At 65.5% G+C, this 24,175-nt stretch carries 21 protein-coding genes; 12 read left to right on the forward strand and 9 right to left on the reverse strand.

Translation table 11 applies throughout. The annotated features are described in order from the left end of the window. Positions 1–48: 48 nt before the first annotated feature. The 3 genes from ATB98_RS14690 to ATB98_RS14700 form a co-directional block, all read right to left on the reverse strand. Positions 49–3,510, reverse strand: coding sequence for a chromosome segregation SMC family protein (locus ATB98_RS14690; RefSeq protein WP_066874876.1), 3,462 nt, complete (start codon positions 3,508–3,510; stop codon positions 49–51). A 393-nt stretch (positions 3,511–3,903) separates the two neighbouring features. Then, positions 3,904–4,713, reverse strand: a complete 810-nt coding sequence (locus ATB98_RS14695; RefSeq protein WP_066874878.1) for a DsbA family protein — start codon at positions 4,711–4,713, stop codon at positions 3,904–3,906. Positions 4,714–4,845: 132 nt separating this feature from the next. Beyond that, positions 4,846–5,352: a DUF721 domain-containing protein gene (locus ATB98_RS14700; RefSeq protein WP_066875582.1), complete on the reverse strand. Its 507-nt coding sequence runs from the start codon at positions 5,350–5,352 to the stop codon at positions 4,846–4,848. An 89-nt stretch (positions 5,353–5,441) separates the two neighbouring features. Between ATB98_RS14700 and mutY the strand changes: the two genes are divergently transcribed. From mutY to ATB98_RS14715, 3 genes are all read left to right on the forward strand, one after another. Then, positions 5,442–6,527, forward strand: a complete 1,086-nt coding sequence (gene mutY / locus ATB98_RS14705; protein ID WP_066874882.1) for an A/G-specific adenine glycosylase — start codon at positions 5,442–5,444, stop codon at positions 6,525–6,527. A 72-nt stretch (positions 6,528–6,599) separates the two neighbouring features. Then, positions 6,600–7,274 carry an HAD family hydrolase gene (locus tag ATB98_RS14710; RefSeq protein WP_066874884.1) on the forward strand — a complete coding sequence of 225 codons (675 nt, stop codon included), beginning with the start codon at positions 6,600–6,602 and terminating at the stop codon, positions 7,272–7,274. A gap of 95 nt (positions 7,275–7,369) precedes the next feature. After that, the gene (locus tag ATB98_RS14715) at positions 7,370–8,407 is read left to right on the forward strand and encodes a calcium-binding protein (protein WP_066874886.1); all 1,038 of its coding nucleotides are present in this window, start codon (positions 7,370–7,372) and stop codon (positions 8,405–8,407) included. A 361-nt stretch (positions 8,408–8,768) separates the two neighbouring features. Here ATB98_RS14715 and ATB98_RS14720 read toward each other — a convergent pair whose 3' ends face one another. The 3 genes from ATB98_RS14720 to ATB98_RS14730 all read right to left on the reverse strand — a co-directional run bounded on the left by ATB98_RS14720 (position 8,769) and on the right by ATB98_RS14730 (position 10,698). Further along, the gene (locus ATB98_RS14720) at positions 8,769–9,899 is read right to left on the reverse strand and encodes a site-specific DNA-methyltransferase (protein WP_066874888.1); all 1,131 of its coding nucleotides are present in this window, start codon (positions 9,897–9,899) and stop codon (positions 8,769–8,771) included. A 116-nt stretch (positions 9,900–10,015) separates the two neighbouring features. Next, on the reverse strand, positions 10,016–10,375 hold the full coding sequence (locus ATB98_RS14725) for an antibiotic biosynthesis monooxygenase family protein (protein WP_066875583.1): 360 nt from the start codon (positions 10,373–10,375) through the stop codon (positions 10,016–10,018). A gap of 2 nt (positions 10,376–10,377) precedes the next feature. Further along, positions 10,378–10,698 (reverse strand): NIPSNAP family protein, encoded by a 321-nt coding sequence (locus ATB98_RS14730; RefSeq protein WP_066874890.1) that lies wholly within the window; start codon positions 10,696–10,698, stop codon positions 10,378–10,380. 71 nt (positions 10,699–10,769) lie between these two features. Between ATB98_RS14730 and ATB98_RS14735 the strand changes: the two genes are divergently transcribed. Next, positions 10,770–11,453: an ArsR/SmtB family transcription factor gene (locus ATB98_RS14735; RefSeq protein WP_066874892.1), complete on the forward strand. Its 684-nt coding sequence runs from the start codon at positions 10,770–10,772 to the stop codon at positions 11,451–11,453. On the opposite strand, the gene ATB98_RS14740 is transcribed toward ATB98_RS14735, so the two are convergent. Continuing rightward, the gene (locus ATB98_RS14740) at positions 11,407–11,880 is read right to left on the reverse strand and encodes a DUF1284 domain-containing protein (protein ID WP_066874894.1); all 474 of its coding nucleotides are present in this window, start codon (positions 11,878–11,880) and stop codon (positions 11,407–11,409) included. The two genes, ATB98_RS14735 and ATB98_RS14740, sit on opposite strands and share 47 nt — an antisense overlap. A 210-nt stretch (positions 11,881–12,090) precedes the next feature. Between ATB98_RS14740 and ATB98_RS14745 the strand changes: the two genes are divergently transcribed. Next, positions 12,091–12,786, forward strand: coding sequence for an HAD family hydrolase (locus ATB98_RS14745; RefSeq protein WP_066874896.1), 696 nt, complete (start codon positions 12,091–12,093; stop codon positions 12,784–12,786). A gap of 238 nt (positions 12,787–13,024) precedes the next feature. Further along, entirely contained in the window at positions 13,025–14,131 is a 1,107-nt protein-coding gene (locus ATB98_RS14750; RefSeq protein ID WP_066874898.1) for a branched-chain amino acid ABC transporter substrate-binding protein, read from the forward strand. A gap of 231 nt (positions 14,132–14,362) precedes the next feature. On the opposite strand, the gene ATB98_RS14755 is transcribed toward ATB98_RS14750, so the two are convergent. Further along, entirely contained in the window at positions 14,363–14,908 is a 546-nt protein-coding gene (locus ATB98_RS14755; protein ID WP_066875584.1) for a hypothetical protein, read from the reverse strand. Positions 14,909–15,260: 352 nt separating this feature from the next. Here ATB98_RS14755 and thrC point away from each other — a divergent pair, with 352 nt between their 5' ends. The 4 genes from thrC to ATB98_RS14775 all read left to right on the forward strand — a co-directional run bounded on the left by thrC (position 15,261) and on the right by ATB98_RS14775 (position 21,703). Further along, entirely contained in the window at positions 15,261–16,667 is a 1,407-nt protein-coding gene (gene thrC, locus ATB98_RS14760; protein ID WP_153435571.1) for a threonine synthase, read from the forward strand. A gap of 14 nt (positions 16,668–16,681) precedes the next feature. Continuing rightward, positions 16,682–17,983, forward strand: a complete 1,302-nt coding sequence (locus tag ATB98_RS14765) for a M16 family metallopeptidase (protein WP_084435476.1) — start codon at positions 16,682–16,684, stop codon at positions 17,981–17,983. 196 nt (positions 17,984–18,179) lie between these two features. Further along, positions 18,180–18,791, forward strand: coding sequence for a GNAT family N-acetyltransferase (locus tag ATB98_RS14770; protein WP_066874900.1), 612 nt, complete (start codon positions 18,180–18,182; stop codon positions 18,789–18,791). Next, complete coding sequence (locus ATB98_RS14775; RefSeq protein ID WP_066874902.1) at positions 18,791–21,703, forward strand: sensor domain-containing phosphodiesterase; 2,913 nt, start codon at positions 18,791–18,793, stop codon at positions 21,701–21,703. Before ATB98_RS14770 ends, ATB98_RS14775 begins: the two co-directional genes overlap by 1 nt. Positions 21,704–21,769: 66 nt before the next feature. Here ATB98_RS14775 and ATB98_RS14780 read toward each other — a convergent pair whose 3' ends face one another. Then, positions 21,770–22,372 carry a YqgE/AlgH family protein gene (locus ATB98_RS14780; RefSeq protein ID WP_066874908.1) on the reverse strand — a complete coding sequence of 201 codons (603 nt, stop codon included), beginning with the start codon at positions 22,370–22,372 and terminating at the stop codon, positions 21,770–21,772. Between the two features lie 194 nt (positions 22,373–22,566). Here ATB98_RS14780 and ATB98_RS14785 point away from each other — a divergent pair, with 194 nt between their 5' ends. Then, positions 22,567–23,394 (forward strand): protein-disulfide reductase DsbD domain-containing protein, encoded by an 828-nt coding sequence (locus ATB98_RS14785; protein ID WP_066875587.1) that lies wholly within the window; start codon positions 22,567–22,569, stop codon positions 23,392–23,394. A 73-nt stretch (positions 23,395–23,467) separates the two neighbouring features. Then, positions 23,468–23,953, forward strand: a complete 486-nt coding sequence (locus ATB98_RS14790) for a peroxiredoxin (RefSeq protein ID WP_066874910.1) — start codon at positions 23,468–23,470, stop codon at positions 23,951–23,953. Positions 23,954–24,175 lie beyond the last annotated feature (222 nt).

A 24,175-nucleotide genomic window follows, 5' to 3' on the forward strand; every position in this document is an offset into this window, starting at 1 on the left:
TGCATCAAATTTGAGAAGAGGTCGCCACCGGATCGGGTGAGAGGACCGTCAGACGGCCTCCCGCATGCGCTCGGCCGTCTGCAGGTCGACCGAGACGAGCTGCGAGACGCCCTGCTCCGCCATGGTGACGCCGAACAGCCGGTTCATCCGGGCCATGGTGATCGGATTGTGGGTGATGATGACGAACCGGGTCTCGGTCGAGGCCGCCATTTCGTCCATCAGGTTGCAATAGCGCTCGACATTGTGGTCGTCGAGCGGCGCGTCGACCTCGTCGAGGACGCAGATCGGCGCCGGATTGGTCAGGAACACGGCGAAGATCAGTGCCATCGCCGTCAGCGCCTGCTCGCCGCCCGAAAGCAGCGTCATCGTCTGCGGCTTCTTGCCGGGCGGACGGGCCAGGATTTCGAGGCCGGCCTCCAGCGGATCGTCGCTCTCGATCAGTTGCAACTCCGCCGTGCCGCCGCCGAAGAGATGGGTGAAGAGCCGCTGGAATTGTGCATTGACCACGTCGAAGGCGGCGATCAACCGCTCGCGGCCCTCGCGATTGAGGTTCTGGATGGCGGTCCGGAGCTTGCGGATCGCCTCGATGACGTCGTCGCGCTCCTTGAGCAGCGCCGCCAGCCGTTCGGAAAGCTCCTTCTGCTCCTCGTCGGCCCTTAGGTTGACGGCACCGAGCCGCTCCCGCTCGATCTTCAGCCGCTCGAGCTCGCGCTCGATGGCGCGCATGTCGGGCGCCGCCTCTTCGGCGGCAAGTCCCGTCAACCGCATCACTTCGTGCGGCGCACAGGAAAGGGCTTCCTGGATGCGCGCTTCGATCTCGACGCGCCGCTCGCGCGCGGAAACGAGCCGCTCCTCGGCCCGGCCCCGCTTTTCGCGCGCCTCCGCCAGTTCCGATAGCGCCGTCGCAGCGAGGCGATCGGCTTCGCGCTGGCGGCTTTCCGCCTCGGCGAGGCGATCGGCCGCCTCGCGGCGCGACGCTTCGGCCTTCTGCAACTCGTTCATCAGCGCGCGGCGCTTGTCGTCGAACTCGTCGGGCGCGTCGATGAGTTCCTCGACCTCCTCGCGCGCTTCCGCCTCACGCTCGCGCAGCGTCGCGATGTGCTCCTCGGCGCTCGCCGCCCTCGCCTGCCAGGTGTCGCGTTCCGCGGCAATCGCCGAAAGCCGGCGCAGGCGCGCCTCGTTTTCGCGGGCGAGCCCGTCATGGGCAGCGCGTGCCTCAGCGACGGCGGCGCGGTCGGTCGCGACTTCCGAGGTCCCGTCGCGCAGCCTGAGATCAAGGTCGGAAAGATCGGGCTGGTCACCCAGGGCTTCGTTTGCCGCCTCGATCTGCTCGGCAACCTCCTCGACCTGGGCTTCGAGCTGCAGCTTCGTTTCGGCAAGCACCGCGCGGCGGCGACCGAGATCGCCGGAGGCCCGCTCGGCGGCTGCGAGCGCCTCGCGCGCTTCGGCCAATTGCCGGGCGATCATGCGCTGCGCCTCGCGCGAAAGCCTGAGCCGCTCGTCCGCCGCGCGGATGCGCTGGCCGGCGGCGGCAAGATCCGCCTCGGCCCGACGCAGGGCCTCCTCCGCCTCTTCCGCTTCGCCCTCGAGCTCGGTCAGGCGGTTCTTCTGCGCGAGCCGCAAGGCTGCGGCACTCGGCGCCTCCGAACCCATGACGTGGCCGTCCCAGCGCCAGACGGCGCCTTCCCTGGTCACCAGCCGCTGCCCGCTCTTCAAGAGCGGTTGCAGGCGCTCCGCCTCGGCCTCGCCTTCGACGATGCCGATCTGCCTGAGGGTTCGCCGGAGCGCCTCGGGTCCGTGCACGTAATCGATCAACGGCGAAGCGCCCGCCGGCAGGGCGGGATCGTCCTCGTGATCGCCGGGCATGCGCCAATGGGAGGGGGCTGCCTGCTCGAGCGGCGAGTCGAGGTCGTCGCCGAGCGCCGCGCCGAGCGCCGTCTCGTAGCCGCGCTCGACCTTCATCTCCTCGACCACCGCCGGATAGGCGCTGGCGCCGACCGCCTCCAGCATCCGGCGGATCGTGCGCGCTTCGGTCTCGATGCCGTTCAGGACCGCGCGCGCCCGGTCGACCGGCGGCCGGGCGGCAGCCTCTTCGGCGCGGGCGGCGGCAAGGCTCTCTTCGATGGCGATCACCGCCGCCTCCGCCTCCTCGAGCGCCGCTTCCGCAACCTCCACCTGCCCCTGCTTCTCATGCGGATCGGGCAACGCCGCCATCCGGCGGTCGAGCTCGTCGATTTCGCGCGCCTGATCCGAAAGCTGGCGGGCGAGACGCGCCTGCCTGTCGGCGAGTTCGCGCAGCGTCCTTTCGATCTGGTTGCGCGCCGCCTGCGCCTCGGCGCGCTCGGCCGTCAGGCGGGCGAGACCGGCTTCGCTTCCGGAAAGCTTCTCGTTTGCCGCCTCCAGCCTCTCGCGCAGCTCGGCGGCGCGGTCGTCCGCCTCGGCAAGCACGTCCTCGAGCTCCGCCTCCTCCTCATCGAGGCGGGCAAGAATGCCGGCATTGTCGGCGACCAGTCGCTCTTCGCGGGCGATGTCCTCGGCCAGTTGCGCGAGCCGCCGCTGCAACTCGTCGCGGCGGCGCAGGATGCGCCCGGCATCCTCCTCGAGCTGCGCGCGGGCGATCTGCAGCCGCTGCAGAGCCGCGGCGAGCTTCGCCTCGTTCTCGCGCAGCTCCGGCAGCTTGAGGCTCGCGACCGCCTGTTCCTTGGCGGCTTCCATCTGCGCCTGCGCCTTTTCGGCGACGAGCGCGGTGATCTGGTTCAGCTGGCTCGTTGCCTCGGCTTCCGCCTCCTTGGCCTGCACCCAGCGGATATGGAAGAGGATCGCCTCGTGCCGGCGGATCTCCGCCGAGAGCATCTTGAACCGGTTGGCCTGGCGCGACTGGCGCTTCAGGCTTTCGATCTGGCTTTCGAGCTGCGAGGTGACGTCGTCGAGCCGCTCGAGATTGGCCTCCGCCGCCTTCAGCCTGAGTTCCGCCTCGTGCCGGCGCGAATGCAGGCCCGAAATGCCGGCCGCCTCCTCGAGCAGTTGCCGGCGCGCCTGGGGCTTGGCGGCGATCAGCTCGCCGATACGGCCCTGCCCGACCATCGACGGCGAGCGGGCGCCGGTCGAGGCATCGGCGAACAGCAGTTGCACGTCCTTGGCGCGCGCCTCCTTGCCGTTGATGCGGTAGACCGAGCCCTGCTCGCGCTCGATCCGCCGCGTCACCTGGATCTCGTCGCTGTCGTTGAAGGCGGCCGGCGCGGTGCGGTCGCCGTTGTCGAGATAGAGCCCGACCTCCGCCGTGTTGCGCGCCGGGCGGTTGCCCGAGCCGGAGAAGATCACGTCGTCCATGCCGGAGGCGCGCATGTTCTTGTAGGAATTCTCGCCCATCACCCAGCGCAGCGCCTCGACGAGGTTGGACTTGCCGCAGCCGTTCGGACCGACGACGCCGGTCAAGCCCCGCTCGATGATGAACTCCGTCGGTTCCACGAAGGACTTGAAGCCGAGCAGGCGAAGTTTTGTGAATTTCATGAGGGGCACGCTGGGGCGGGGAGCGACCCGTATCCCCCTCTGCCCTGCCGGGCATCTCCCCCACAAGGGGGGAGAATGACAAGCGGCAAGGCCGCGCTCCGCCAACTGGAGCGGGATGCGCTCACTTGCGTTCGCGCCACCGCCCTATCTGTTTGTTTTTGCCGCATTTGTGCAACGTCAGGTGATTCCACCCGACTGCAAAATGCTTTAGCGTTCGCATCGGTCAATGAATGTTGCGGCACCGGCAGCCTGACCTTTGCGCAGGGCGGCGCGCCCAGCCACTCTCCCCCCATGTGGGGGAGATGCCCGGCAGGGCAGAGGGGGTTTTCCCTCGAAGCAGCAAAAACGGGCGCACGGCTGCGGCCGTCGCCCGTTGTCAGGAAAAGCGAAGGATCAGAGCTTGCTGTCGATGAGGGCCGACATAACGTCAACCGACATGTCCCCCGAATAGTGCTCGCCATTGACGAAGAAGGTCGGCGTCGACTTGACGCCGAAGTCCTTGGCGCCCCTCTGCATGACTGCATTCACATCATCCAGAAGTTTTTGGTTCGTCAAGCAGGCCTCGAAGCTCTCCTGTGTAAAACCGGCAAGTTTCGACATCTGCAGCAGCGCATCGCGGCCGTTCTGGGCGGCGGCCCATTGTTCCTGCTGCTTGAAGAGCATGGAGATCATCGGGAAATACTGCCCCTCCGGCGCGCAGCGCGCCAGCATGAAGGCGGCCGCGGCGCGCGGGTCGAAGGGGAACTCCCGAACGATGAAGCGCACTTTGCCGCTGTCGATGTATTTCGCCTTGATCGCGTCGAAGGTCTCGTTGTGGAAATTGGCGCAGTGCGGGCAGGTCATCGACATGTACTCGACGATCGTCACCGGCGCATTGGCCTCGCCGAGAGCCATTTCCGGCAGCGCACCCGGCTCCATCAGCTTGGCCACGTCGACCGTGCCTTCCGGCTGCGGCAGCTCGACCTTGGCAGCCGGCGGAGAAGCCTGCGCCACCTCGGTCGCCGTGGGCTTCGCCTCGGAAGCGGCGGGCGTCGCAGCGGTGGAGCCGGTGGTCGTCGCGTCCGCGCTGGTGGTCGCCTCGGCCGGCGCCTTGGAAGCCGCCTCCTTCTTCTCGTCGCTGCAGGCGGCAAGCACAAGCGCGATCGCCGCAACGGCGACACCGCTCAGCAGGCGTTTCGGAAGGCTCTTCTCGGAAGCGGACATGGACAGGACCCGTGTTCTATGAGGGAAATTTGAAGCGTGATTTCGATAACTTGCCGGATGCGGGCGGGCAAGGGGGGCTGCATCGACAGCATTCAAAGAATTGTGACCGCATGAAGGACGCAGCGCTGCATGCTATCGCTTGCGCGAGGAAAGCACGGCCGTGCCGAGCCGCGCCAGCGCCGTCTTCAGCGCCTCGCTCTCGATGCCCTCGATCATGGATTCGAGCCGGCGGGCGGCCTCGCCGGCAAGCGGCCGCGGCGGACGATAGCGTCTGGGCGGAGCCGCCACCGGCTTCTGCACGATGCGGACCTGGCCGATCGCATGAAAGCCGAAGAAGCCGTTGATGCGCTGGATCAGCTCGCCCTGCGCATGGGTCAGGAAGAGCGCCCGCGCGCCCTCGCAGGCGACCGTGAGCACGCCCGGCTGGTAGCCGCCCTCGGCGCCGAGTTCGGCGGCGCGGCGCGGCCAGCCGATTTTCTCGGGCCTGGTGCAATCGGCGAACTCTTCGCCGGCGATCTCGTCCCACGAGCCGAGCAGCATCGTGTTGATGCCGGCACGCTTGGCCAGCACCGGATCGATCAGCCCGTTGGCGACCTCGCTGATCTGGACGACGCCCTGGCGGGGCTTTGCTTCACGCACGGAAGGACTTTCTGTTTGCAATTGCGATGGGGCCTTGCGGCCGAAGATGGCGTCCGCCAAGTATAGGCCGGAAAAGGACTCCCCGGCAAATGCTCCGCGAAACCCCACAGGCGATCGACGCCGCCCTCCTCCTCGACTGGTACGACCGCCACCACCGCGATCTGCCGTGGCGGGTCTCGCCGCCGATGGCGCTGAGGGGCGCGATCGCGAACCCCTACCACGTCTGGCTGTCCGAGGTGATGCTGCAGCAGACGACGGTCCAGGCGGTCAAGGCCTATTTCGAGAAGTTCCTCGCTTTATGGCCGACGGTCGAAGATCTCGCCGCCGCCGCGACGGAGGACGTGATGAAGGCCTGGGCGGGGCTTGGCTACTATGCCCGCGCCCGCAATCTGAAGAAATGCGCCGAAACGGTGGCGCGCGAGCACGGCGGCCGCTTTCCGGACAGCGAGGAAGGGCTGAAGGCCTTGCCGGGCATCGGCGACTACACCGCGGCCGCCATCGCGGCGATCGCCTTCAACCGCCGAAGCGCCGTGCTCGACGGCAATGTCGAGCGGGTGATTTCCCGGCTTTATGCCATCGAGACGCCGCTGCCGGCCGCCAAGCCGGAAATGCGGGCCCTGGTTTACTCCCTCACCCCGGCCGATCGGCCGGGCGACTTCGCCCAGGCGATGATGGATCTCGGCGCGACGATCTGCACCCCGAAGCGGCCGGCGTGCGCGCTCTGTCCCTTTCGCGGCAACTGCCGGGCGCTTGCCGTCGCCGACCCGGAGACATTTCCCCGCAAGGCCGCCAGGAAGGAAAAGCCGCTGCGCCTCGGCGCCGCCTTCGTCGCGATCGACGGTTCCGAGGCCGTTTATCTCAGGAAGCGCCCCGAGAGCGGCCTGCTCGGCGGCATGACGGAAGTCCCCGGCACGGACTGGACGTCGCGCCGCGACGGCGACACCTCCATTGCCGCGCAGCCCTTTGCCGCACACTGGGAGCCCTGCGGGAGCGTCAGTCACGTCTTCACGCATTTCGAGTTGCGCCTTTCCGTCTACCGCGCCATTGTCGACGGCGCCCGGCCCGGCATGCATGGCTGGTGGGAGCCGATCGCGACGCTCGCGGAGCAGGCGCTCCCGTCTGTGATGAAGAAGGCGATCGCGCAGGCTATTCCGCAGGCCTTCAAAAGCGGCTAGGCAAAGCACGCGCAGGAGAGAGGCACTCCGACCGCCGCTCGCTTCAATCACAGGATCGCACAGGGATCGTCAATGAACAGCATCGAAATCCGCCACATCGTCTTCGACATCGGCAAGGTGCTGATCCACTACGACCCGCAGCTCCCTTTTTCCCGCATCATCCCGGACGAAGCGGAGCGCCAGTGGTTCTTCGCCAATGTCTGCACCCACGAATGGAACATCGAACAGGATCGCGGCCGGTCGTGGGCGGAGGCGGAAGCGCTGCTGATCCGCGATCATCCGGATCGCGAGGAGCACATCCGCGCCTTCCGCCGGCACTGGCACGAGATGGTGCCGCATGCCTATGGCGAGACCGTTACGATCATGGAGAACCTGATCGCCGCAGGACGGGACGTGACGATGCTGACCAATTTCGCCTCGGATACGTTCCGCGAGGCACAGCAGCGATTCCCGTTCCTGAAGCTTCCGCGCGGGGTCACGGTCTCCGGCGACGTCAGGCTCATCAAACCGGACGTCGCCATTTACCGGACGCACGCTGAAGCCTTCGACCTCGAGCCGGCCGCGACGCTCTTCATCGACGACAGCGTGGCCAACGTGGAGGGCGCGCGGGCTGCCGGCTGGCACGCGGTGCATTTCACCGACGCCCACAGGTTGCGCTCCGACCTCGCGTCCTACGGCATTGAACCGGCGCCTCTCGCGGCAAGCGGGATGGCGTCCGCAGGCGGATCGTCGGCAAGGCCTTCCTGATTTCACGAAAGTGCCGCAATCGGTTCACCGCCCATTCAGCTTCCCTGCCCGATGATCCGCGTTAGATTTCAACGGCTTCGCTGAAAGGTCGAGCAATGGTCACGCGCATCTACGGCACGAATTACGCCGACATCCTCAAGCAGAACGGCTATATCGCCGTCGAGATCTACGCCTATAACGGCGACGACGACATCTACCTGAACCGCACCGACGGCTACGGCGGATACAACTTCGTCGATGCGGGCTACGGCAACGACCTCGTCGTCAATTCCTTCGAAGGCGGCAACGACATCTATCTGGGGGCCGGCAACGATCTCTATATCGCCGACATCCGCACCCGCGATTCGAACTCCTACGACATCGTCTATGGCGGCAGCGGCCACGACCGCTTCGAGATCGAAGGCTATGCCAGCGACTATTATGGCGAGAGCGGCAACGACACTTTCCTCTCGGTCGGCTTCAACAACTATTTCAACGGCGGCAGCGGCACCGACACGATCAGCTACCAACTGCAAGATGGCTGGAGCTCTGAGCGCGGCCGCGGCGTCACGATCGACCTCGGCTACAAATACGCCACCACGGCCAGCGGCCGGCGGGAAGACCTGATCAGCATCGAGAACGCCACCGGCACGAACTACGGCCATGACGACATAGCCGGCAGTTCCGCCGCCAACGTACTGCGCGGCCTCGGCGGCAACGACATCCTCGAAGGCCTCGGCGGCGACGACTTCCTCGACGGCGGCTCGGGCGCCGACAACCTCCATGGCGGTTCGGGCGCCGATATCCTGCGCGGCGGCACCGGCTTCGACTATCTGACCGGCGGCACCGGCACCGACACGTTCGACTTCAATTCGATCACCGAAACGGCCGTCGGCAGCCGGCGCGACGTGATCACCGATTTCCACCGCTCCGAATGGGACGTCATCGACCTGTCGACGATCGACGCCGACACCACCTGGAGCGGCAACCAGGGCTTCACCTATATCGGCGGCCGTGCCTTTTCCGGCGAAGCCGGCGAACTCAATTTCCGCTCGGGAGTCCTCTCCGGCGACGTCAACGGCGACGGCTATGCCGACTTCCAGATCAAGGTGAACGGCACCACCAGCCTCAGGGTCGACGACTTCTTCCTTTGATTTGTTCCACTTGGTACGGCCCTCGCTTCGCGCGAGGCAATGGCGGCGGTTCCTCATCCGGCCTGCCGGCCACCTTCTCCCCATAAATGGACCATAAATGGGGCGAAGGAGGCTTGCGGCGCTCGCTCAAGTCCCCTCTTCCACCTGCGGAGAGAAGGGCTCCGGCGGTGCGGCATTGCCCCTTCTCCCCGTCAAAACGGGGAGAAGGTGGCCGGCAGGCCGGATGAGGGGCCCCGCTTGCGCCACCTCATACAAACGCCCGGAACCCTCGTCGGATTCCGGGCGTTTAAAGCGCTCCAAGCGGGACTGAAGGCACATGACCGGCGGAGCGCCTATCGAAGACCTGAGCGGAACCGGTTGATCAGTTCAGTTTTGCCAGGTCATTTCGAATGACGGATCGGAGCTCGTCGATCGGCTTCAGCACGCTCCCCTCCTCGAAATGCCAGAACGTCCAGCCATTGCAGGCGTCGAGGCCCTGGACCTTCGCGCCGACGCGGTGGATGGAACCGGCGTCGCCGCCGGATGCCAGCGTTCCGTCGGCGCGCACGATCGCGCTGTAGCGGCGCTTCGCATCGGTGAGCACCGTGCCGGGCTTGATGAGGCCGCTTTCGATCAGCGTATTGAAGGCGACGCGCGGCTCCGCCTTCTTGCCGGTCATGACCGAGAGGGTCGCCTTGCCGAGCGGCTCGACGGCGGCGATGCGCTCGGCGGCGGCATCGATATAGTCCTGCTCGCGCTCGATGCCGACGAAATGGCGGCCGAGGCGCTTGGCGACGGCACCGGTGGTGCCGGAGCCGAAGAACGGGTCGAGCACGACGTCGCCAGGCTTGGTCGAGGCCATCAGGATGCGGGCGAGCAAGGCTTCCGGCTTCTGCGTCGGGTGTACCTTCTTGCCGTCGTCGTCCTTCAGCCGTTCGGAACCGGAGCAGATCGGGAACAGCCAGTCGGAGCGCATCTGCACGTCGTCGTTCGCCGCCTTCATCGCTTCGTAATTGAAGGTGTAGCCCTTGGCCTTGGCATTCGGCGTCGCCCAGATCAGCGTCTCGTGCGCGTTCTGGAAGCGGCGGCCCTTGAAGTTCGGCATCGGGTTGGTCTTGCGCCAGATGATGTCGTTCAGGATCCAGAAATGCAGGTCCTGCAGGATCGCGCCGACGCGAAATATGTTGTGGTAGGAGCCGATCACCCAGAGGGTGCCGGTCGGTTTCAGCACGCGGCGGCAGGCTAGCAGCCAGGCGCGGGTGAAGGCGTCATAGGCCTCGAAGGAGGCGAACTGGTCCCAATCGTCGTCGACGGCATCGACCAGCGACTGGTCGGGCCTGTGCAGCATGCCGCCGAGCTGGAGATTGTAGGGCGGGTCGGCGAAAACGACATCGACCGAATTATCGGGAAGCGCGTTCAGCGCGGCCACGCAATCTCCCTTGATGATGCTGTCCAGCCAGTTCAACGGACGGGCGGCACGGGAGATTTCGGCAAGCGAAACAACAGAAGACATGGGCAACTCGCAAATACGCTTACTCGGGACTGACTATAGCACTTATGGTTACCGAAGATGGTTACCAAAGCCTGAAGGCCAGCCGGGAAAATTTGCGTCGTGCCGTTCCATATCGCTCAGCCGGCGCCGGCCGCTTCATGCCATTGCCGGCTATCCAGCGGCGCCTCATGCCGCTCAGCGAGGCCGTAGTCCCTGACGACGGCCGCGATCCGCAGGCGATAGTCGGCGAAGACGCCGTTCCTCCCCGCCGCCTGCGCCGCCCGGTGCTCCGCGCCGTTTCGCCAGGCCTTGATCGCCGCCTCGTCGCGCCAGAAGGAGAGCGACAGCAGCTTGTTCGGATCGGCGAGGCTCTGGAAGCGCTCGATGGAGATGAAGCCGTCGATGCCGTCGAGCAGCGGCCGGAGGTCGGCGGCAAGGCCGAGATAGGCGTCGCGCTTGCCCGCGGCCGGCAGGACTTCGAAAATCACCGCGATCATCATCATTCCTTTCCGTGTGGCCTGGAGAGGTTCTTGAGGAAGATGCGGTCCTCCTTCAGGATGAAGCGCTCGCGCCGGGCGAACTCGTAGTTCTCGCGTCCGAGCGGATCGGCGGCGAGCCGCGCCCGGTAGGCTTCGTAGGCCGCGAGGCTGTCGATGTTGTAGACGCCATAGGCCGTCGTGGCCGAGCCCTCATGCGGGCCGAAATAGCCGATGAGATCTGCGCCGCAGCGGGGGATGGCCTCGCCCCAGTTGCGCGAATAGAGGGCGAACTCCTCTTTACGGAACGGGTCGATCTCATACCGGATGAAGCAGGTGATCATGGGTTTCTCCTGGTTGACGACTGGCATCATGCCCGCTTGCCCGTCATCAATGCTTCGATTACGATCGAAGTATGAAAGAAGGTCCGGACATTGCCCTCATCGGATCGCTGATCGGCGATCCCGCACGCGCCAACATGCTGACCGCGCTGATGGGCGGACAGGCGCTGACGCCGACGGAGCTCGCCGGTCTGGCCGGCATCACGCTGCAGACCGCAAGCTCGCATCTCGCGAAGCTGGAGGCGGGCGGGTTGGTGGCGCAGCGCAAGCAGGGCCGGCACCGCTATTACGCCTTGAGCGAGGACGAGGTGGGGCTAATGCTCGAGAGCCTGATGGGCTTTGCCGCAAGCCGCGGCCTGACGCGTCATCGGCCCGGGCCGAAGGATCCGGCGCTGCGCAAGGCGCGGGTCTGTTACAACCACCTCGCCGGTGATTATGGCGTGCGCATGCTCGACAGCCTGATCGCGGCGGGCGAGATCGAGGTCGCGAGCGGCGACGATCTGGCCCTGACGGATGCGGGCCGAAGGCGCGTCGAGGTGCTGGGCATCGACTACGCGGCGCTCCAGAAATCCCGCCGGCCGATCTGCCGGACCTGTCTCGACTGGAGCGAGCGGCGATCGCACCTCGCCGGCTCGCTCGGCGAAGCGCTGCTGGCGCTCTTCATCGACAAGGGCTGGGCGAAACGCGAAAAGGACAGCCGCGCCGTTCGCTTCACCGCAACGGGCGAGAAGGCTTTCCTGGAGCTCTTTCCTCGATAGCCTCAGCGGCGGCATGGACGAGCGTATCGCGGAAACCTTCGCGGGCGATGCGCGTGCAAAGCGGCGACCATTCGCATTCATGGCATGCCGCGCGGATCGCACCTGCCGCAAAGGCTCCCCGCAAATTAGCCAGCCGGTTGCCGTCGAGGACGAGAACCGATCCGGGGCCGAGCGGAAATCCGAGAAGCTCCGCAATCGCGACCAGGGCCCACTCGTCGCGATCGCCGACGTCGTCGTTGCGGCAATGGGCTTCCGGCAGGTCCAGCATCGGGGCGCAGATGTCGTCCGGCCCCGCGACGATCTCGATCGCCTCACCGGCGGAAAGGCGCTCGGCGATCCGCCGATAGTTGCGGGTGAATGCCGGCGTATAGCCCTCGCCCACAAAAGTGAGCAGGCACAGGAGATGATGCCCGCGCAGGCGAACCATTGGAAACCTCTGCCGCTGCCGCGCATCCGACGGGACGTCGCGGTCCCTGGAAGTATGCATTCGAAAAGACCGGATGGGCAAGCGATCGCTTCGCGCCGCGTTTAGGTTGAGCTTTGGCCGGTCATCGTATAAATCTGCCGCGACTGCTCTTCAGCGCCGCATCCGGACGCCTCCCCTGCCTCGCGGCGCCTTCTCCCAAGGAACTCATCCATGGCCGGTATCGACCTCATCATCTTCGATTGCGACGGCGTTCTCGTCGATTCGGAAATCATCGCCTCTGAAGTCCAGTCCGAACTGGTGAGCGAAGCAGGCTACCCGATCAGCGTCGAGGAGATGAACGAGCGCTTCGCCGGCATGACCTGGCGCGACACGCTGCTGACGATCGAAAAGGAGGCGAGCATTCCGCTCTCCGCCTCGCTGATCGACAAGGTCGACCTCATCCTCGACAAGCGGCTCGCCCGCGACGTCAAGATCATCGAGGGCGTCAGGCCCATGCTGATGGAGCTCACGCTTCCGCATTGCGTCTGCTCCAATTCCACATCGCAGCGCCTTGCGGTGATGCTCGCCAAGGTCGGCGTCAAGGATCATTTCGGCAGGCACATCTATTCGGCGCGCGACCTCGGACCGGACCGCGTCAAGCCCAAGCCGGATATCTTCCTGCACGGCGCCGCCCAGTTCGGCGTCGATCCGGGACGCGTGCTCGTCATCGAGGATTCGGTCCACGGCATCCACCGCGCCCGCGCCGCGGGCATGCGCGTCGTCGGCTTCACCGGCGGCTCGCACAGCTATCCGGCGCATGCCGACAAGCTGACGGAGGCCGGGGCCGAGACGGTGATCTCGCGAATGGCGGTCCTTCCGAGCGTGATCGCCGCGCTTGCCGAGTGGTCCGAGTCCATGACGGCCTGACCCTGATTTAACCGATCGAGTTTCGCTTCGGCCAGATCCGGGGCGGGAAACGCCCTCGGCCACGACAGCATCCGCTCGACGCGAAAGGACCGCATGCCGCATTGAAGGCGCGTGCCTTTCCTCCGACAATCAGCGGGTGTTCCGGCGGCGCGCGAGGGCTATATCAAAGGCCACAGAGCGGGATGGACTCGACCGAAAGCCATCGTGATCTGGGCTGCATGTCCAAGGAGGAAACACCATGCGTCTTTCATTATTGACCGGATTGACCTTGGCGGCCGGCGTCGCCTTCGCGCCGCTTGCCCATGCCGACATCACCATCGGCGTCATCACCCCGCTCACCGGCCCGGTCGCGGCCTTCGGTGAGCAGGTCAAGAACGGCGCCGAGGCGGCCGTCCAAGCGATCAACGACGCCGGCGGCGTCAAGGGCGAGAAGCTGGTGATCAAGATCGTCGACGATGCCGGCGAACCCAAGCAGGCCGTCTCTGTCGCCAACCAGCTCGCCGGCGAAGGCGTGCAATACGTGGTCGGCCCCGTCCTCTCCGGCACCTCGATGCCGGCATCCGATGTGCTGGCGGAGAACGGCATCCTGATGGTCACGCCGACGGCGACCACGCCCGAGCTCACCACACGCGGGCTTTGGAACGTGTTTCGCACCTGCGGGCGCGACGACCAGCAAGCGGTCGTTGCGGCCGATTATGTCGTCAAGAACTTCAAGGGTAAACGCGTCGCCGTGCTGCACGACAAGGGCGCCTACGGCAAGGGCCTCGCCGACGGCTTCAAGACCGCGATCAATGCGGGCGGCATCACCGAAGTCGTCTACGAAGGCTTGAACACCGGTGAAAAGGACTTCAGCGCCATCATCACGCGGCTGAAGGCCGAAAAGGTCGATGTCGTCTATTTCGGCGGCTATCACGCCGAGGCCGGCCTGATGGTCCGCCAGATGCATGACCAGGGAGTCGAGGCACAGCTCATCGGCGGCGACGGTCTCTCCAACACCGAGTTCTGGGCGATCGGCGGCAACGCCGCGGCCGGCACGATCTACACCAATGCGAGCGACGCCACCCGCCACCCGGCCGCCGCCCCGGCGATCGAGGCCTTGAACGCCAAGAACATCCCGGCCGAAGCCTTCACGCTCAATGCCTATGCCGCCGTCCAGGTCATCAAGACAGGCATCGAAAAGGCGGGCAACGCCGACGATCCGAATGCGGTCGCCACCGCGATCAAGTCCGGCGAGGCGATCGACACCGTCATCGGCAAGCTGACCTACGGCGAAACCGGCGACCTCACCTCGCCGAGCTTCTCGCTCTACAAGTGGGAAGCGGGCAAGAGTGTTGCGGTGGAGTAACCGGCGGGCGACGGGTGAAAGCAAACGCCGGGGCATTGCCCCGGCGTTTTGGCTTTAGTTGGCTGCAAATGCGACCTGAGGCTGAGATAATCCGCCCCCTCATCCACCTGCCGGCACCTTCTCCCCGCAAGCGGGGCGAAGGGGTATGCCGCGGCGTCTTCGTCCCCTCTTCCCGCAAGCGGGGTTGCAGGCGGGGACAGGGTTAGGGTCGGGACAACCCTCGCCGCTCGCTTACTTCGTCCTGTAGGGCCCTTCATCGAAGCCGACGAAGATCTTGGCTTCCGCGCCGGCGCCGGCCGGCAGGGTGACGTCCGCCTTGGTGAAGACGAACTGGGCGTTGGCGGTGCCTGGCGGCACTTCGACGGGATATTGGGTGAGCTCGGAGTAGAGCGTCTTTTCGCCGTCTGTGGCGGCAACGCGGATGGGCAGGGTTACCTTGCCCGGGCCGCCGGCGGGGCCCGCGACGACGCGGCCCTGAGCGACGACGGTGACGGTGAGCCTGTCCTCGCTCTGCACGCACTGGCGCGTCGTATCGGCGAGCGACGCCTGATATACGACCTTGCTCGGATCGTCCTTCCCGCCCTTGGCATAGTTGCGGTAGGAGGAGGTTCCGTCCCTGAGGGTCACCGCCGGGCAGGCTGCCTGGATCACGGCGGGCGTCGGGGCGCTCGCGCTGCCGCCCGCGGCGATGGCGCCACCCGTCTGCGTCTTGTTACAGCCGGCAGCGGCCAAAAGGAGGGATATTGCGAGAACACGGCGAGACACTTTGCCAGACACGTTGCACAACCTCTACTGAACGGACGAACTCCCCGATCGCGACGACTTGGTTTCACGCAAACCACGATCGTCGTGACCAATTCCAACGGCCAAGAGCGGAAGGCCGCTTCGACCTCTTCCGGTTCCGGACCCAAAGCGACCGGAGGCCTTTCTTGACCCTCGGGCATCGTCTATAGCAGCGACAAATTCAAAAATCGACCGGTCGGCACTTCCTCACCGAAATTTCGAGGACAGCCGGAAATTGCCATGGTGACAAGAATGGCCGCGCGATTTGTGAGCGACTGACGCAAAAAGGCGCCTCGGCTGCGGCGGGCTTCGCAAGGCCTGCCGCGCGCACGGGCAAAGACGAAGGATGATGACGGTGAAGTATATTTCGACGCGGGGAGAAGCGAACTCTCTCGGTTTCTGCGATGCGCTGCTGGCGGGGCTCGCCCGTGACGGGGGGCTCTATCTGCCGAAGGAATGGCCGCAACTTTCGAAGAAAGCGATCCGGGCGCTGCGCGGCAAGTCCTATCAGGAGATCGCCTACGCCGTGCTCGAACCCTTCACCAATGGCGAGATCCCGGCGGCGGAATTCCGCAGGATGATCGACGAGGCCTATGCCACCTTCCGCCATCCGGCTATTGCACCGCTCGTTCAGACCGGCCCCAACGCGTTCGTCATGGAGCTCTTCCACGGCTCGACGCTCGCCTTCAAGGACGTCGCCATGCAGCTGCTCGCCCGGCTGATGGACTACGTGCTTGCCGAGCGGGGCGAGCGGGCGACGATCGTCGGGGCGACCTCCGGCGACACGGGGGGGGCGGCGATCGACGCCTTCGCCGGTCGCGAACGCACCGACATCTTCATCCTCTTCCCGCACGGCAAGGTGTCGCCGGTGCAGCAAAGGCAGATGACGACCTCGACCGCCTCTAACGTGCACGCGATCGCGGTCAAGGGCAATTTCGACGACTGCCAGAACCTGGTCAAAGCCATGTTCAACGACGCCGCCTTCCGCGACCGGGTCAAGCTCTCCGGCGTCAATTCGATCAACTGGGCGCGCATCATGGCCCAGATCGTCTATTATTTCACGACGGCGATCGCGCTCGGCGGCCCGGACCGGAAAATCTCCTTCACCGTGCCGACCGGCAATTTCGGCGACATCTTCGCGGGCTACGTCGCCAAGCGCATGGGCCTGCCGATCGACAAGCTGATCGTCGCCACCAACGAGAACGACATCCTGGCGCGCACGCTGAAGACGGGCCGCTACGAAATGCGCGAGGTAAAGGCGACGACCTCGCCCTCGATGGACATCCAGATCTCCTCCAACTTCGAGCGTCTTCTCTTCGAGGCGAACGACCGCGACGCGGCGCAGGTTCGCGCGGCGATGGCCGGCCTCAAGCAATCCGGCTCCTTTGCGATCGGCGACGGCGCGCTCAAAAAAATCCGCAAGGAGTTTCGTGCCGGCCGCGCCTCGGAAAAGGAGGTGGCGAAGACGATCCGCAAGACCTTCGAGGAGACGGGCTATCTCCTTGATCCGCATACGGCAATCGGCGTCTTCGTGGCGGCAAGGCACGAGAAGGCCTCCGCGCCGATGGTCACGCTTGCGACCGCCCACCCGGCGAAATTTCCCGACGCAGTAAAATCGGCAAGCGGTATTGACCCCGCGCTTCCGACGTGGCTTGCTGATCTCATGACTAGGGCGGAGCGTTTCGATATCCTGGATCCCGAGCTCAAGAGCGTCGAAACCTTCATCGGCGAGCGTACCCGCGTTCGGGAATAGAACGAAAGAAACGGATGATGAAAGTTGAGTGCACCCGGCTCCCTTCCGGGCTGACGGTGGTGACCGAGAACATGCCGCATCTCGAAAGCGTGGCGCTCGGTGTCTGGATCAAGTCCGGTTCGCGCAACGAGACCGTGGATGAACACGGAATTGCGCATCTGCTGGAGCACATGGCTTTCAAGGGGACGAGGCGGCGCAGCGCCCGCCAGATCGCCGAAGAGATCGAGAACGTCGGCGGCGAGGTGAACGCCGCCACTTCCACCGAAACGACCTCCTACTACGCCCGCGTGCTCAAGGACCACGTGCCGCTGGCGGTCGACATCCTCGCCGACATCCTGACGGAATCGACCTTCGACGCGGAGGAACTGCGCCGCGAGAAGCACGTCATCCTGCAGGAGATCGGCGCGGCCGACGACACGCCGGACGACGTCGTTTTCGACCGCTTTGCCGAGACCGCCTATCGCGACCAGACGGTCGGCCGGCCGATCCTCGGCACGCCGGAAACGGTGATGTCGTTTACCCCGGACCAGATCCGCCAGTATCTCGGCCGCAATTATACGACCGACAGGATGTTCGTGGTGGCCGCCGGTGCCGTTGACCACGATACGATCGTGCGCCAGGTCGAGGAGCGCTTTTCCTCCCTCCCCGTCGCGCCGCTATCGCCTCCCGTCCTTGACACCGCGCGCTATACCGGCGGCGACAGCCGCGAGAGCCGTGACCTCATGGACGCGCAGGTGCTGCTCGGCTTCGAGGGCAAGGCCTATCACGCCCGCGACTTCTACTGCTCGCAGATCCTCGCCAACATCCTCGGCGGCGGCATGTCCTCCCGGCTCTTCCAGGAGGTGCGCGAGCACAGGGGCCTCTGTTATTCCGTCTATGCCTTTCATTGGGGCTTTTCCGATACCGGCATCTTCGGCGTCCATGCCGCGACCGGCGGCGAAAACCTGCCGGAACTGATGCCGGTGATCGTCGATGAATTGCGCAAGTCGTCGACCAGCATCGAGCAGCAGGAGATCGAGCGGGCCCGCGCACAGATCCGCGCGCAATTGCTGATGGGCCAGGAGAGCCCCGCGGCGCGGGCCGGCCAGATCGCCCGGCAGATGATGCTCTACGGCCGTCCCATCCCCAACGAGGAACTGATGGAGCGCCTTTCGGGCATCACGATCGAGCGCCTGACCGACCTTGCCGGCCGGCTGTTCTTCGATACGGTTCCGACGCTTTCGGCGATCGGTCCGCTGGATCGGCTCGCCCCGATGCACGACATCCTCTCGTCGCTGACCAGCAAGACAGCCTCCGTGCAGGCGGTTGCGAGCTGAGCACCATCGCCGGTCGACGGGCCTGGCGCGATTGCGCCCGAGGCCACGGTTTTCCTGCATAGTTTCCGAAAATCGGATTCGATTTGGGCGTAAACTTGTGCAACGCTTCGCAATGACACGGCGCCCCCGGACCGACTGAACCGCGGCGCCGTCGAGGGGTAGAATTCCCGCCCGCGATCCTGGCCCGGAGGAATATATGGCACGATCGGTTTTTCGGTTCCTGTCGCGGCAGCCGGATACGGTCGAGATCGCCAATCAGCATTACCTGCTCCGCCTGCCGCGCTATGCCGACTACCGGCAATGGTACAGGCTGCGCAGCGAAAGCCGCGCCTTTCTCGAGCCCTGGGAGCCGACCTGGCGCGCCGACGAGATGACCGAGAGCGCCTTTCGCGGCCGCGTCGTCCGCAACGAACAGGAATATGCATCCGGCCAGGCCGTGCCGCTCTTCCTCTTCCGCAAGCCGGACGAGACCCTGCTCGGCGGGCTCACCATCGGCCATATCCGTCGGGGGGCGGCGCAGAACTGCATGATAGGCTACTGGATGGGCCAGAAACATGCGGGCCAGGGCCATATGTACGAGGCCCTGAAACTGACGATCCCCTATATCTTCACGGTGCTCGAGTTGCACCGTATCGAAGCAGCCTGTATTCCGGAAAACACACGCAGCATCCGGCTCCTTGAAAAGGCCGGCTTTGAGCGTGAAGGCTACTTGAGACAGTACCTGAAGATAAACGGACAGTGGCGGGATCACCTGATGTTTTCGCTTCTCTCCGCCGATGCCGTACCGAACAGGAATATGCCCCTTTGATGCCCCTGACCCCGAAACCGTTCGCATGGCCGGCCGCAAGGCTGGCGGCCTTTCTGGTCGCCTTCGCCGTCTTCGCCCTCGGGCTTGCCGGCGGCGTCGCGCATGCGCTCGAGCCGGTGAAGATCTCGCGCGAGGACACGGCGCTCGACCTCACCGCAACGACGGAGATCTACACCGGACGGGGCGAGGCGTTCCAGGTTTCGACCGCCCCCGGCACCGACGGCATCGTCCGGCGCATCGAGGTGCGCTCGAGCACGGAAAACCACCAGGGCGATTGGGCGGTCTTCGCGCTCGCCAATGTTTCGGAAGAGCAGCTCGAACGCGTGATCGTCGCGCCGCATTTCCGCCTGGTAAATTCCAAGCTCTTCTGGCCGGACCTCGGCTCCCAGCGCATTCTCTCGATCACGCCGAGCGAGGGTTTCGCGCTCGACCGGCAGCCGAGCGACGAGGCGGACGTCTTCCGCATCACGCTCAACCCCGGCGCCGTCATCACCTTCGTGGCCGAGCTCGCGACGCCGGAACTGCCGCAAATCTATCTCTGGCAGCCCGATGCCTACAAGGACACGGTCAACGCCTTCACGCTCTACCGCGGCATCGTGCTCGGGATCGCCGGCCTGCTTGCGGTGTTCCTGACCATCCTCTTCGTCGTCAAGGGCACATCGATGCTGCCGGCGACGGCCGCACTTGCCTGGGCGGTGCTTGCCTATATCTGTGTGGATTTCGGCTTTCTGTCGAAGCTCATCACCGTGACCGCCGACGACGAGCGAATATGGCGCGCGGGGACGGAGGTCTTCCTGGCGGCGGGCCTCGTCGTCTTCCTGTTCACCTATCTCAACCTCAATCGCTGGCACCAGCATCTCGGCTATGCCACCCTTGCCTGGATTCTCGGCCTGGGGCTGCTCTTCGGCGTCGCCGTCTACGACCCGGCGATCGCCTCGGGCATCGCCCGGCTCTCCTTCGCGCTGACGGCTACCGTCGGCATCGTGCTGATCGCCTATCTCGGCTTCAACCGCTACGACCGCGCCATCCTGCTGGTCCCCGCCTGGCTGCTGATCCTCGTCTGGCTCTTCGGCGCCTGGCTCGCGGTCACCGGGCAGCTTGCCAACGACATCGTCCAGCCGGCGCTCGGCGGCGGCCTCGTGCTCATCGTGCTTCTGATCGGCTTCACCGTCATGCAGCATGCCTTTGCCGGCGGCGCCTATCAGCAGGGGCTGTTCTCCGATCTCGAGCGCCAGGCGCTGGCGCTCACGGGATCGGGCGACACGGTCTGGGACTGGGACGTCGCGCGCGACCGCGTCGTCACCCTTCCGGATATTTCGCACCAGCTCGGCCTTTCGCTCGGAACGATGAACGGCCCCGTGCGCAACTGGCTGCCGCGCCTGCACCCGGACGATCGCGACCGGTTCCGGGCGACGCTCGACGTGCTGCTCGAGCATCGGCGCGGCCGGCTGAACCATGAGTTCCGCGCCCGTGCGGAGGACGGCCACTATCACTGGCTCTCGATCCGGGCGCGTCCGGTGCTTGGCGCCAATGGCGAGATCATCCGCTGCGTCGGCACCATCGTCGACATCACCGAACAGCGCAATTCGGTCGAGCGGCTCCTGCACAATGCGCTGCTCGACAGCCTGACCGGGCTGCCGAACAGGCAGGTCTTCCTCGACCGGCTGCAGGCGATCCTGCTGATGGCCGATGGCACAAACCCGATCCGCCCGACCGTACTCGCCATCGACATCGACCGCTACAAGCAGGTCAACGACATGCTCGGCATCGCCGCCGGCGACAATGTCCTGATCGCCCTCACCCGCCGCCTGCGCCGGCTGCTGCGCCCGCAGGACACGCTGGCGCGCCTCGGCGGCGACCAGTTCGGGCTGATCCTCATGTCCGAACGCGAGCCGGCAAAGATCGCCGACTTCGCCGATGCCGTCAGCAAGGCGATCATGGTTCCGCTCAACTACGGCAATCGCGAAATCAACCTGACCGCATCGATCGGCCTCGTCTCCTGGCTCGACCAGGAGCAGAGCGCCGCCGGACTGCTCGACGATGCGGAGCTCGCGATGTTCCGCGCCAAGAAGGCGGGCGGCAACCGCGTCGAACCCTTCCGGCCGGCCTTCCGGACATCCGGCTCGGACCGCCTCCAGCTCGAAGCGGACCTGAAGCGGGCGATCGAGCGCAAGGAGCTCTCGCTCGTCTACCAGCCGATCGTCCGCCTGAGCGATGCCGAGATCGTCGGCTTCGAAGCGCTGATGCGCTGGGATCATCCGAAGCGCGGCAACGTCTCGCCGACGGAGTTCATCCCGATCGCCGAAAATTCCGACATCATCAACCAGCTCGGCATGTTCGCTTTCGACAAGGCGACGAGCGATCTCTCCGAGTGGCAGATCCAGACCGGCGACCTGCCGATCTTCGTCTCGGTCAATCTCTCGAGCGCGCAGCTCCTGAACAACGAGCTCTACGACGACGTCCGCGCGGCCCTCCACAAGAACCGCTGCGACCCGGCCAAGGTCAAGATGGAGTTGACAGAATCGCTGGTGATGGAGAATCCGGAACAGGCCCGCCTCGTGCTCGAAAAGCTCAAGGAAGCCGGATTGGGACTGGCGCTCGACGATTTCGGCACCGGCCACTCGTCGCTATCCTATCTCACCCGCTTCCCCTTCGACACGATCAAGATCGACAAGGCGCTGGTCCGCGACCCGAGCGACAAGCGCGGCGTCGTGCTGCGCTCCGTGATCACCATGGCGCGCGAGCTCGACATGCGGGTGGTCGCCGAGGGCATCGAATCCGAAGAGGACGCCATCCAGCTTTCGCAGATGGGCTGCGACTACGGCCAGAGCTTCCTGTTCGGGCCGCCGGTCGGATCGGAGTCGATCCTGCGGCTCCTCAAGGAGCGGTTTCCGCTGATGAAGAGAGCGTGAGATCACCCCGGGGCGCATCGATGTCGTACGGCTGCGCAGGAATGAGCAAGGAGCGTTCCCGACCGCTCAGGCGTGGCCGGAGTCGGTCGAGAGCATGGCCGGGCTGACGCCCATCAGGGCGAGCGCCCTGTCATATTTCTCATCGAGGTTCCGGCTGAAGATCAGTTCCTCGCGCGCCGGGCATGTCAGCCAGCCGTTCTGGGCTATCTCGTTTTCGAGCTGGCCGGGACCCCAGCCGGCGTAGCCGAGCAGCATGGTCGCCTTGACCGGCCCCTCGCCGCGCGAGATCGCCCTGACGATGTCGAGCGTCGCCGTCAGGCAGATATCGTCGCTGACGGGGATGCTGGAGTCGCTCAAATAATCGTCCGAATGCAACACGAAACCGCGCCCCGTCTCGACGGGGCCGCCGGCCTGGATCTGGAACTCGCGGGCGGTCGCCGGCAGGCGGATCGCTTCGTCCGGATCGAGAAGCTGCAGGTGCAGGAGCACGTCCGGGAAGGTCAGCCGCTGCGGACGATTGAGCACGAAGCCCATCGCCCCGTCCTCGGAATGGGCGCAGACGAAAATGACCGTCCGGGCGAAATTCGAGTCGAACATGCCCGGCATGGCGATCAGGAACTGACCGTCAAGAAAGCCTCGTTCGCGTGTCGTATGCATCGCTTTCGCCATAATGAGGATAGCCTATCAATTCGCCACGAAATGAAAAGCGCCTCTACGTGGCGGCCGCCAAAATATGCACGCACGGCGCTTTGGCTGTGGTCGAGGGCTCAATCAAGCGATTATGATCGCGACGACACCCGCGGCTGTTGGCGGCGGGAGGTGAAACACGGTACTGCTTTAGCATGACCGAACGCCCGACCCTCATGAAGATGGCCCAGCGCATCGCGATGGCAAGCCTTCTCTTCGCGTTTTTTCTGCCGACGCAATCCCGCGGAGCCGCGAGCGAGTGGGTGACCTCCCCCGGCGGCGCCTTCCGCATCGTCGCCTCTCAGCCGCAGCCGGACGGTCTCATTCCCGCCATTCTGGAAGTCCGCCTCAATCCCGGCTGGAAGACCTATTGGCGCGATCCCGGGTCGAGCGGGATACCGCCGCAGATCACCCTCGATCCGGCCGGCGGCGTAACGCTCGAGGCAATCCGCTTTCCACCGCCCAAGGCCTTCGGCGAGGGTCCGGGGCGCTATGTCGGATATGACCAGCCGGTCGCCTTTCCGCTGAGGCTGAAGAGGATCGGGGACGAGAGCGATGTCACCATCCGCGCCTCGGTGTTCCTGGGTATCTGCGAGGATATCTGCATCCCCGTGCAAGGCGAGCTGGAGCTTGCTCTCAAGAGCGGCGGCTTCGACAACCCGCTCGACGGCGCCCGCATCGACAAGGCGGTCGCAGCACTTCCGGAAGCGCCGTCCGAGGAATTCAAGGTGGAGACGGCGCGCTTCGACGCCATGGCCGGGATGATTCGCCTCGACCTTCGGCTGCCCCGGGAGGCTGCGGCCGCTACGCCGCAGCTCTTCCTCGCCGGCCCCTCCGGCGTCTTTTTCGGCAAGCCTGTCCTCGCAAGCGAAGCAGGCGCCACGCGCCGGGCGGAGATAGCCGTCAGGCTCGCAGGCAAGGACGGGAGCATCGCCGGCAAGCCGGTGACGCTCACCGTGCGTGCGGGGGAGCGCAGCATGGAGACGACCCTTGCCTTTGACTGACGGGCTCCTATAGTCCGTCGGACCTGCGGCACCTGGCGCGCCGCATGGCGAGAGACAAATCGAGGAGACAACCGTGACCATTGCCGTCGGAGACAAGCTGCCCAATGCAACCTTCAAGGAAAAGACCGCTGACGGCCCGATCGAGGTGACCACCGACCAGCTCTTCAAGGGCAAGCGCGTGGTCCTTTTCGCCGTACCGGGCGCCTTCACGCCCACCTGCTCGCTCAACCACCTTCCGGGCTATCTCGAAAACCGCGACGCCATTCTGGCGCGCGGCGTCGACGATATCGCCGTGGTCGCCGTCAACGACCTGCATGTGATGGGCGCCTGGGCGACGGCGTCCGGCGGCACGGGCAAGATTCATTTCCTCTCGGATTGGAACGCCGCCTTCACCAAGGCGCTCGGCATGGATATCGATCTCTCGGCCGCCACGCTCGGCATTCGCTCCAAGCGCTATTCGATGCTGGTCGAGGACGGCGTCGTGAAGGCGCTGAACATCGAGGAAACCCCCGGCCAGGCGACCGTGTCCGGCGCCGCGGCGATGCTCGAGCAGCTTTGAGCTAATCTTAATCTAGGCGGCGCTTGCCCCTCATCCGCCTGACGGCACCTTCTCCCCGCAAGCGGGGCGAAGGGACTCGCGGCGTCCGCTGCAATTCTCTTTTGCCGAATGCGCCGAGGGGACGTAAACGGCGCGGCATGCCCCTCCCCGTATGCGGTCCGCCTGCGGGGAGAAGGTCGCGGCAGCGGGATGAAAGGCAAGTCGCGGGTGGCGCGCAGTCCG

It is taken from the genome of Sinorhizobium saheli (assembly GCF_001651875.1).
GTDB lineage: Bacteria > Pseudomonadota > Alphaproteobacteria > Rhizobiales > Rhizobiaceae > Sinorhizobium > Sinorhizobium saheli.

What these genes read in the sequence shown, in the direction of transcription:
- ATB98_RS14690 (WP_066874876.1), bottom strand. Translation starts at nt 3,510, where the DNA reads ATGAAATTCACAAAACTTCGCCTGCTCGGCTTCAAGTCCTTCGTGGAA.
- ATB98_RS14695 (WP_066874878.1), bottom strand. Translation starts at nt 4,713, where the DNA reads ATGTCCGCTTCCGAGAAGAGCCTTCCGAAACGCCTGCTGAGCGGTGTC.
- mutY (WP_066874882.1), top strand. Translation starts at nt 5,442, where the DNA reads ATGCTCCGCGAAACCCCACAGGCGATCGACGCCGCCCTCCTCCTCGAC.
- ATB98_RS14710 (WP_066874884.1), top strand. Translation starts at nt 6,600, where the DNA reads ATGAACAGCATCGAAATCCGCCACATCGTCTTCGACATCGGCAAGGTG.
- ATB98_RS14715 (WP_066874886.1), top strand. Translation starts at nt 7,370, where the DNA reads ATGGTCACGCGCATCTACGGCACGAATTACGCCGACATCCTCAAGCAG.
- ATB98_RS14720 (WP_066874888.1), bottom strand. Translation starts at nt 9,899, where the DNA reads ATGTCTTCTGTTGTTTCGCTTGCCGAAATCTCCCGTGCCGCCCGTCCG.
- ATB98_RS14725 (WP_066875583.1), bottom strand. Translation starts at nt 10,375, where the DNA reads ATGATCGCGGTGATTTTCGAAGTCCTGCCGGCCGCGGGCAAGCGCGAC.
- ATB98_RS14730 (WP_066874890.1), bottom strand. Translation starts at nt 10,698, where the DNA reads ATGATCACCTGCTTCATCCGGTATGAGATCGACCCGTTCCGTAAAGAG.
- ATB98_RS14735 (WP_066874892.1), top strand. Translation starts at nt 10,770, where the DNA reads ATGAAAGAAGGTCCGGACATTGCCCTCATCGGATCGCTGATCGGCGAT.
- ATB98_RS14740 (WP_066874894.1), bottom strand. Translation starts at nt 11,880, where the DNA reads ATGGTTCGCCTGCGCGGGCATCATCTCCTGTGCCTGCTCACTTTTGTG.
- ATB98_RS14745 (WP_066874896.1), top strand. Translation starts at nt 12,091, where the DNA reads ATGGCCGGTATCGACCTCATCATCTTCGATTGCGACGGCGTTCTCGTC.
- ATB98_RS14750 (WP_066874898.1), top strand. Translation starts at nt 13,025, where the DNA reads ATGCGTCTTTCATTATTGACCGGATTGACCTTGGCGGCCGGCGTCGCC.
- thrC (WP_153435571.1), top strand. Translation starts at nt 15,261, where the DNA reads ATGATGACGGTGAAGTATATTTCGACGCGGGGAGAAGCGAACTCTCTC.
- ATB98_RS14765 (WP_084435476.1), top strand. Translation starts at nt 16,682, where the DNA reads ATGATGAAAGTTGAGTGCACCCGGCTCCCTTCCGGGCTGACGGTGGTG.
- ATB98_RS14770 (WP_066874900.1), top strand. Translation starts at nt 18,180, where the DNA reads ATGGCACGATCGGTTTTTCGGTTCCTGTCGCGGCAGCCGGATACGGTC.
- ATB98_RS14775 (WP_066874902.1), top strand. Translation starts at nt 18,791, where the DNA reads ATGCCCCTGACCCCGAAACCGTTCGCATGGCCGGCCGCAAGGCTGGCG.
- ATB98_RS14780 (WP_066874908.1), bottom strand. Translation starts at nt 22,372, where the DNA reads ATGGCGAAAGCGATGCATACGACACGCGAACGAGGCTTTCTTGACGGT.
- ATB98_RS14785 (WP_066875587.1), top strand. Translation starts at nt 22,567, where the DNA reads ATGAAGATGGCCCAGCGCATCGCGATGGCAAGCCTTCTCTTCGCGTTT.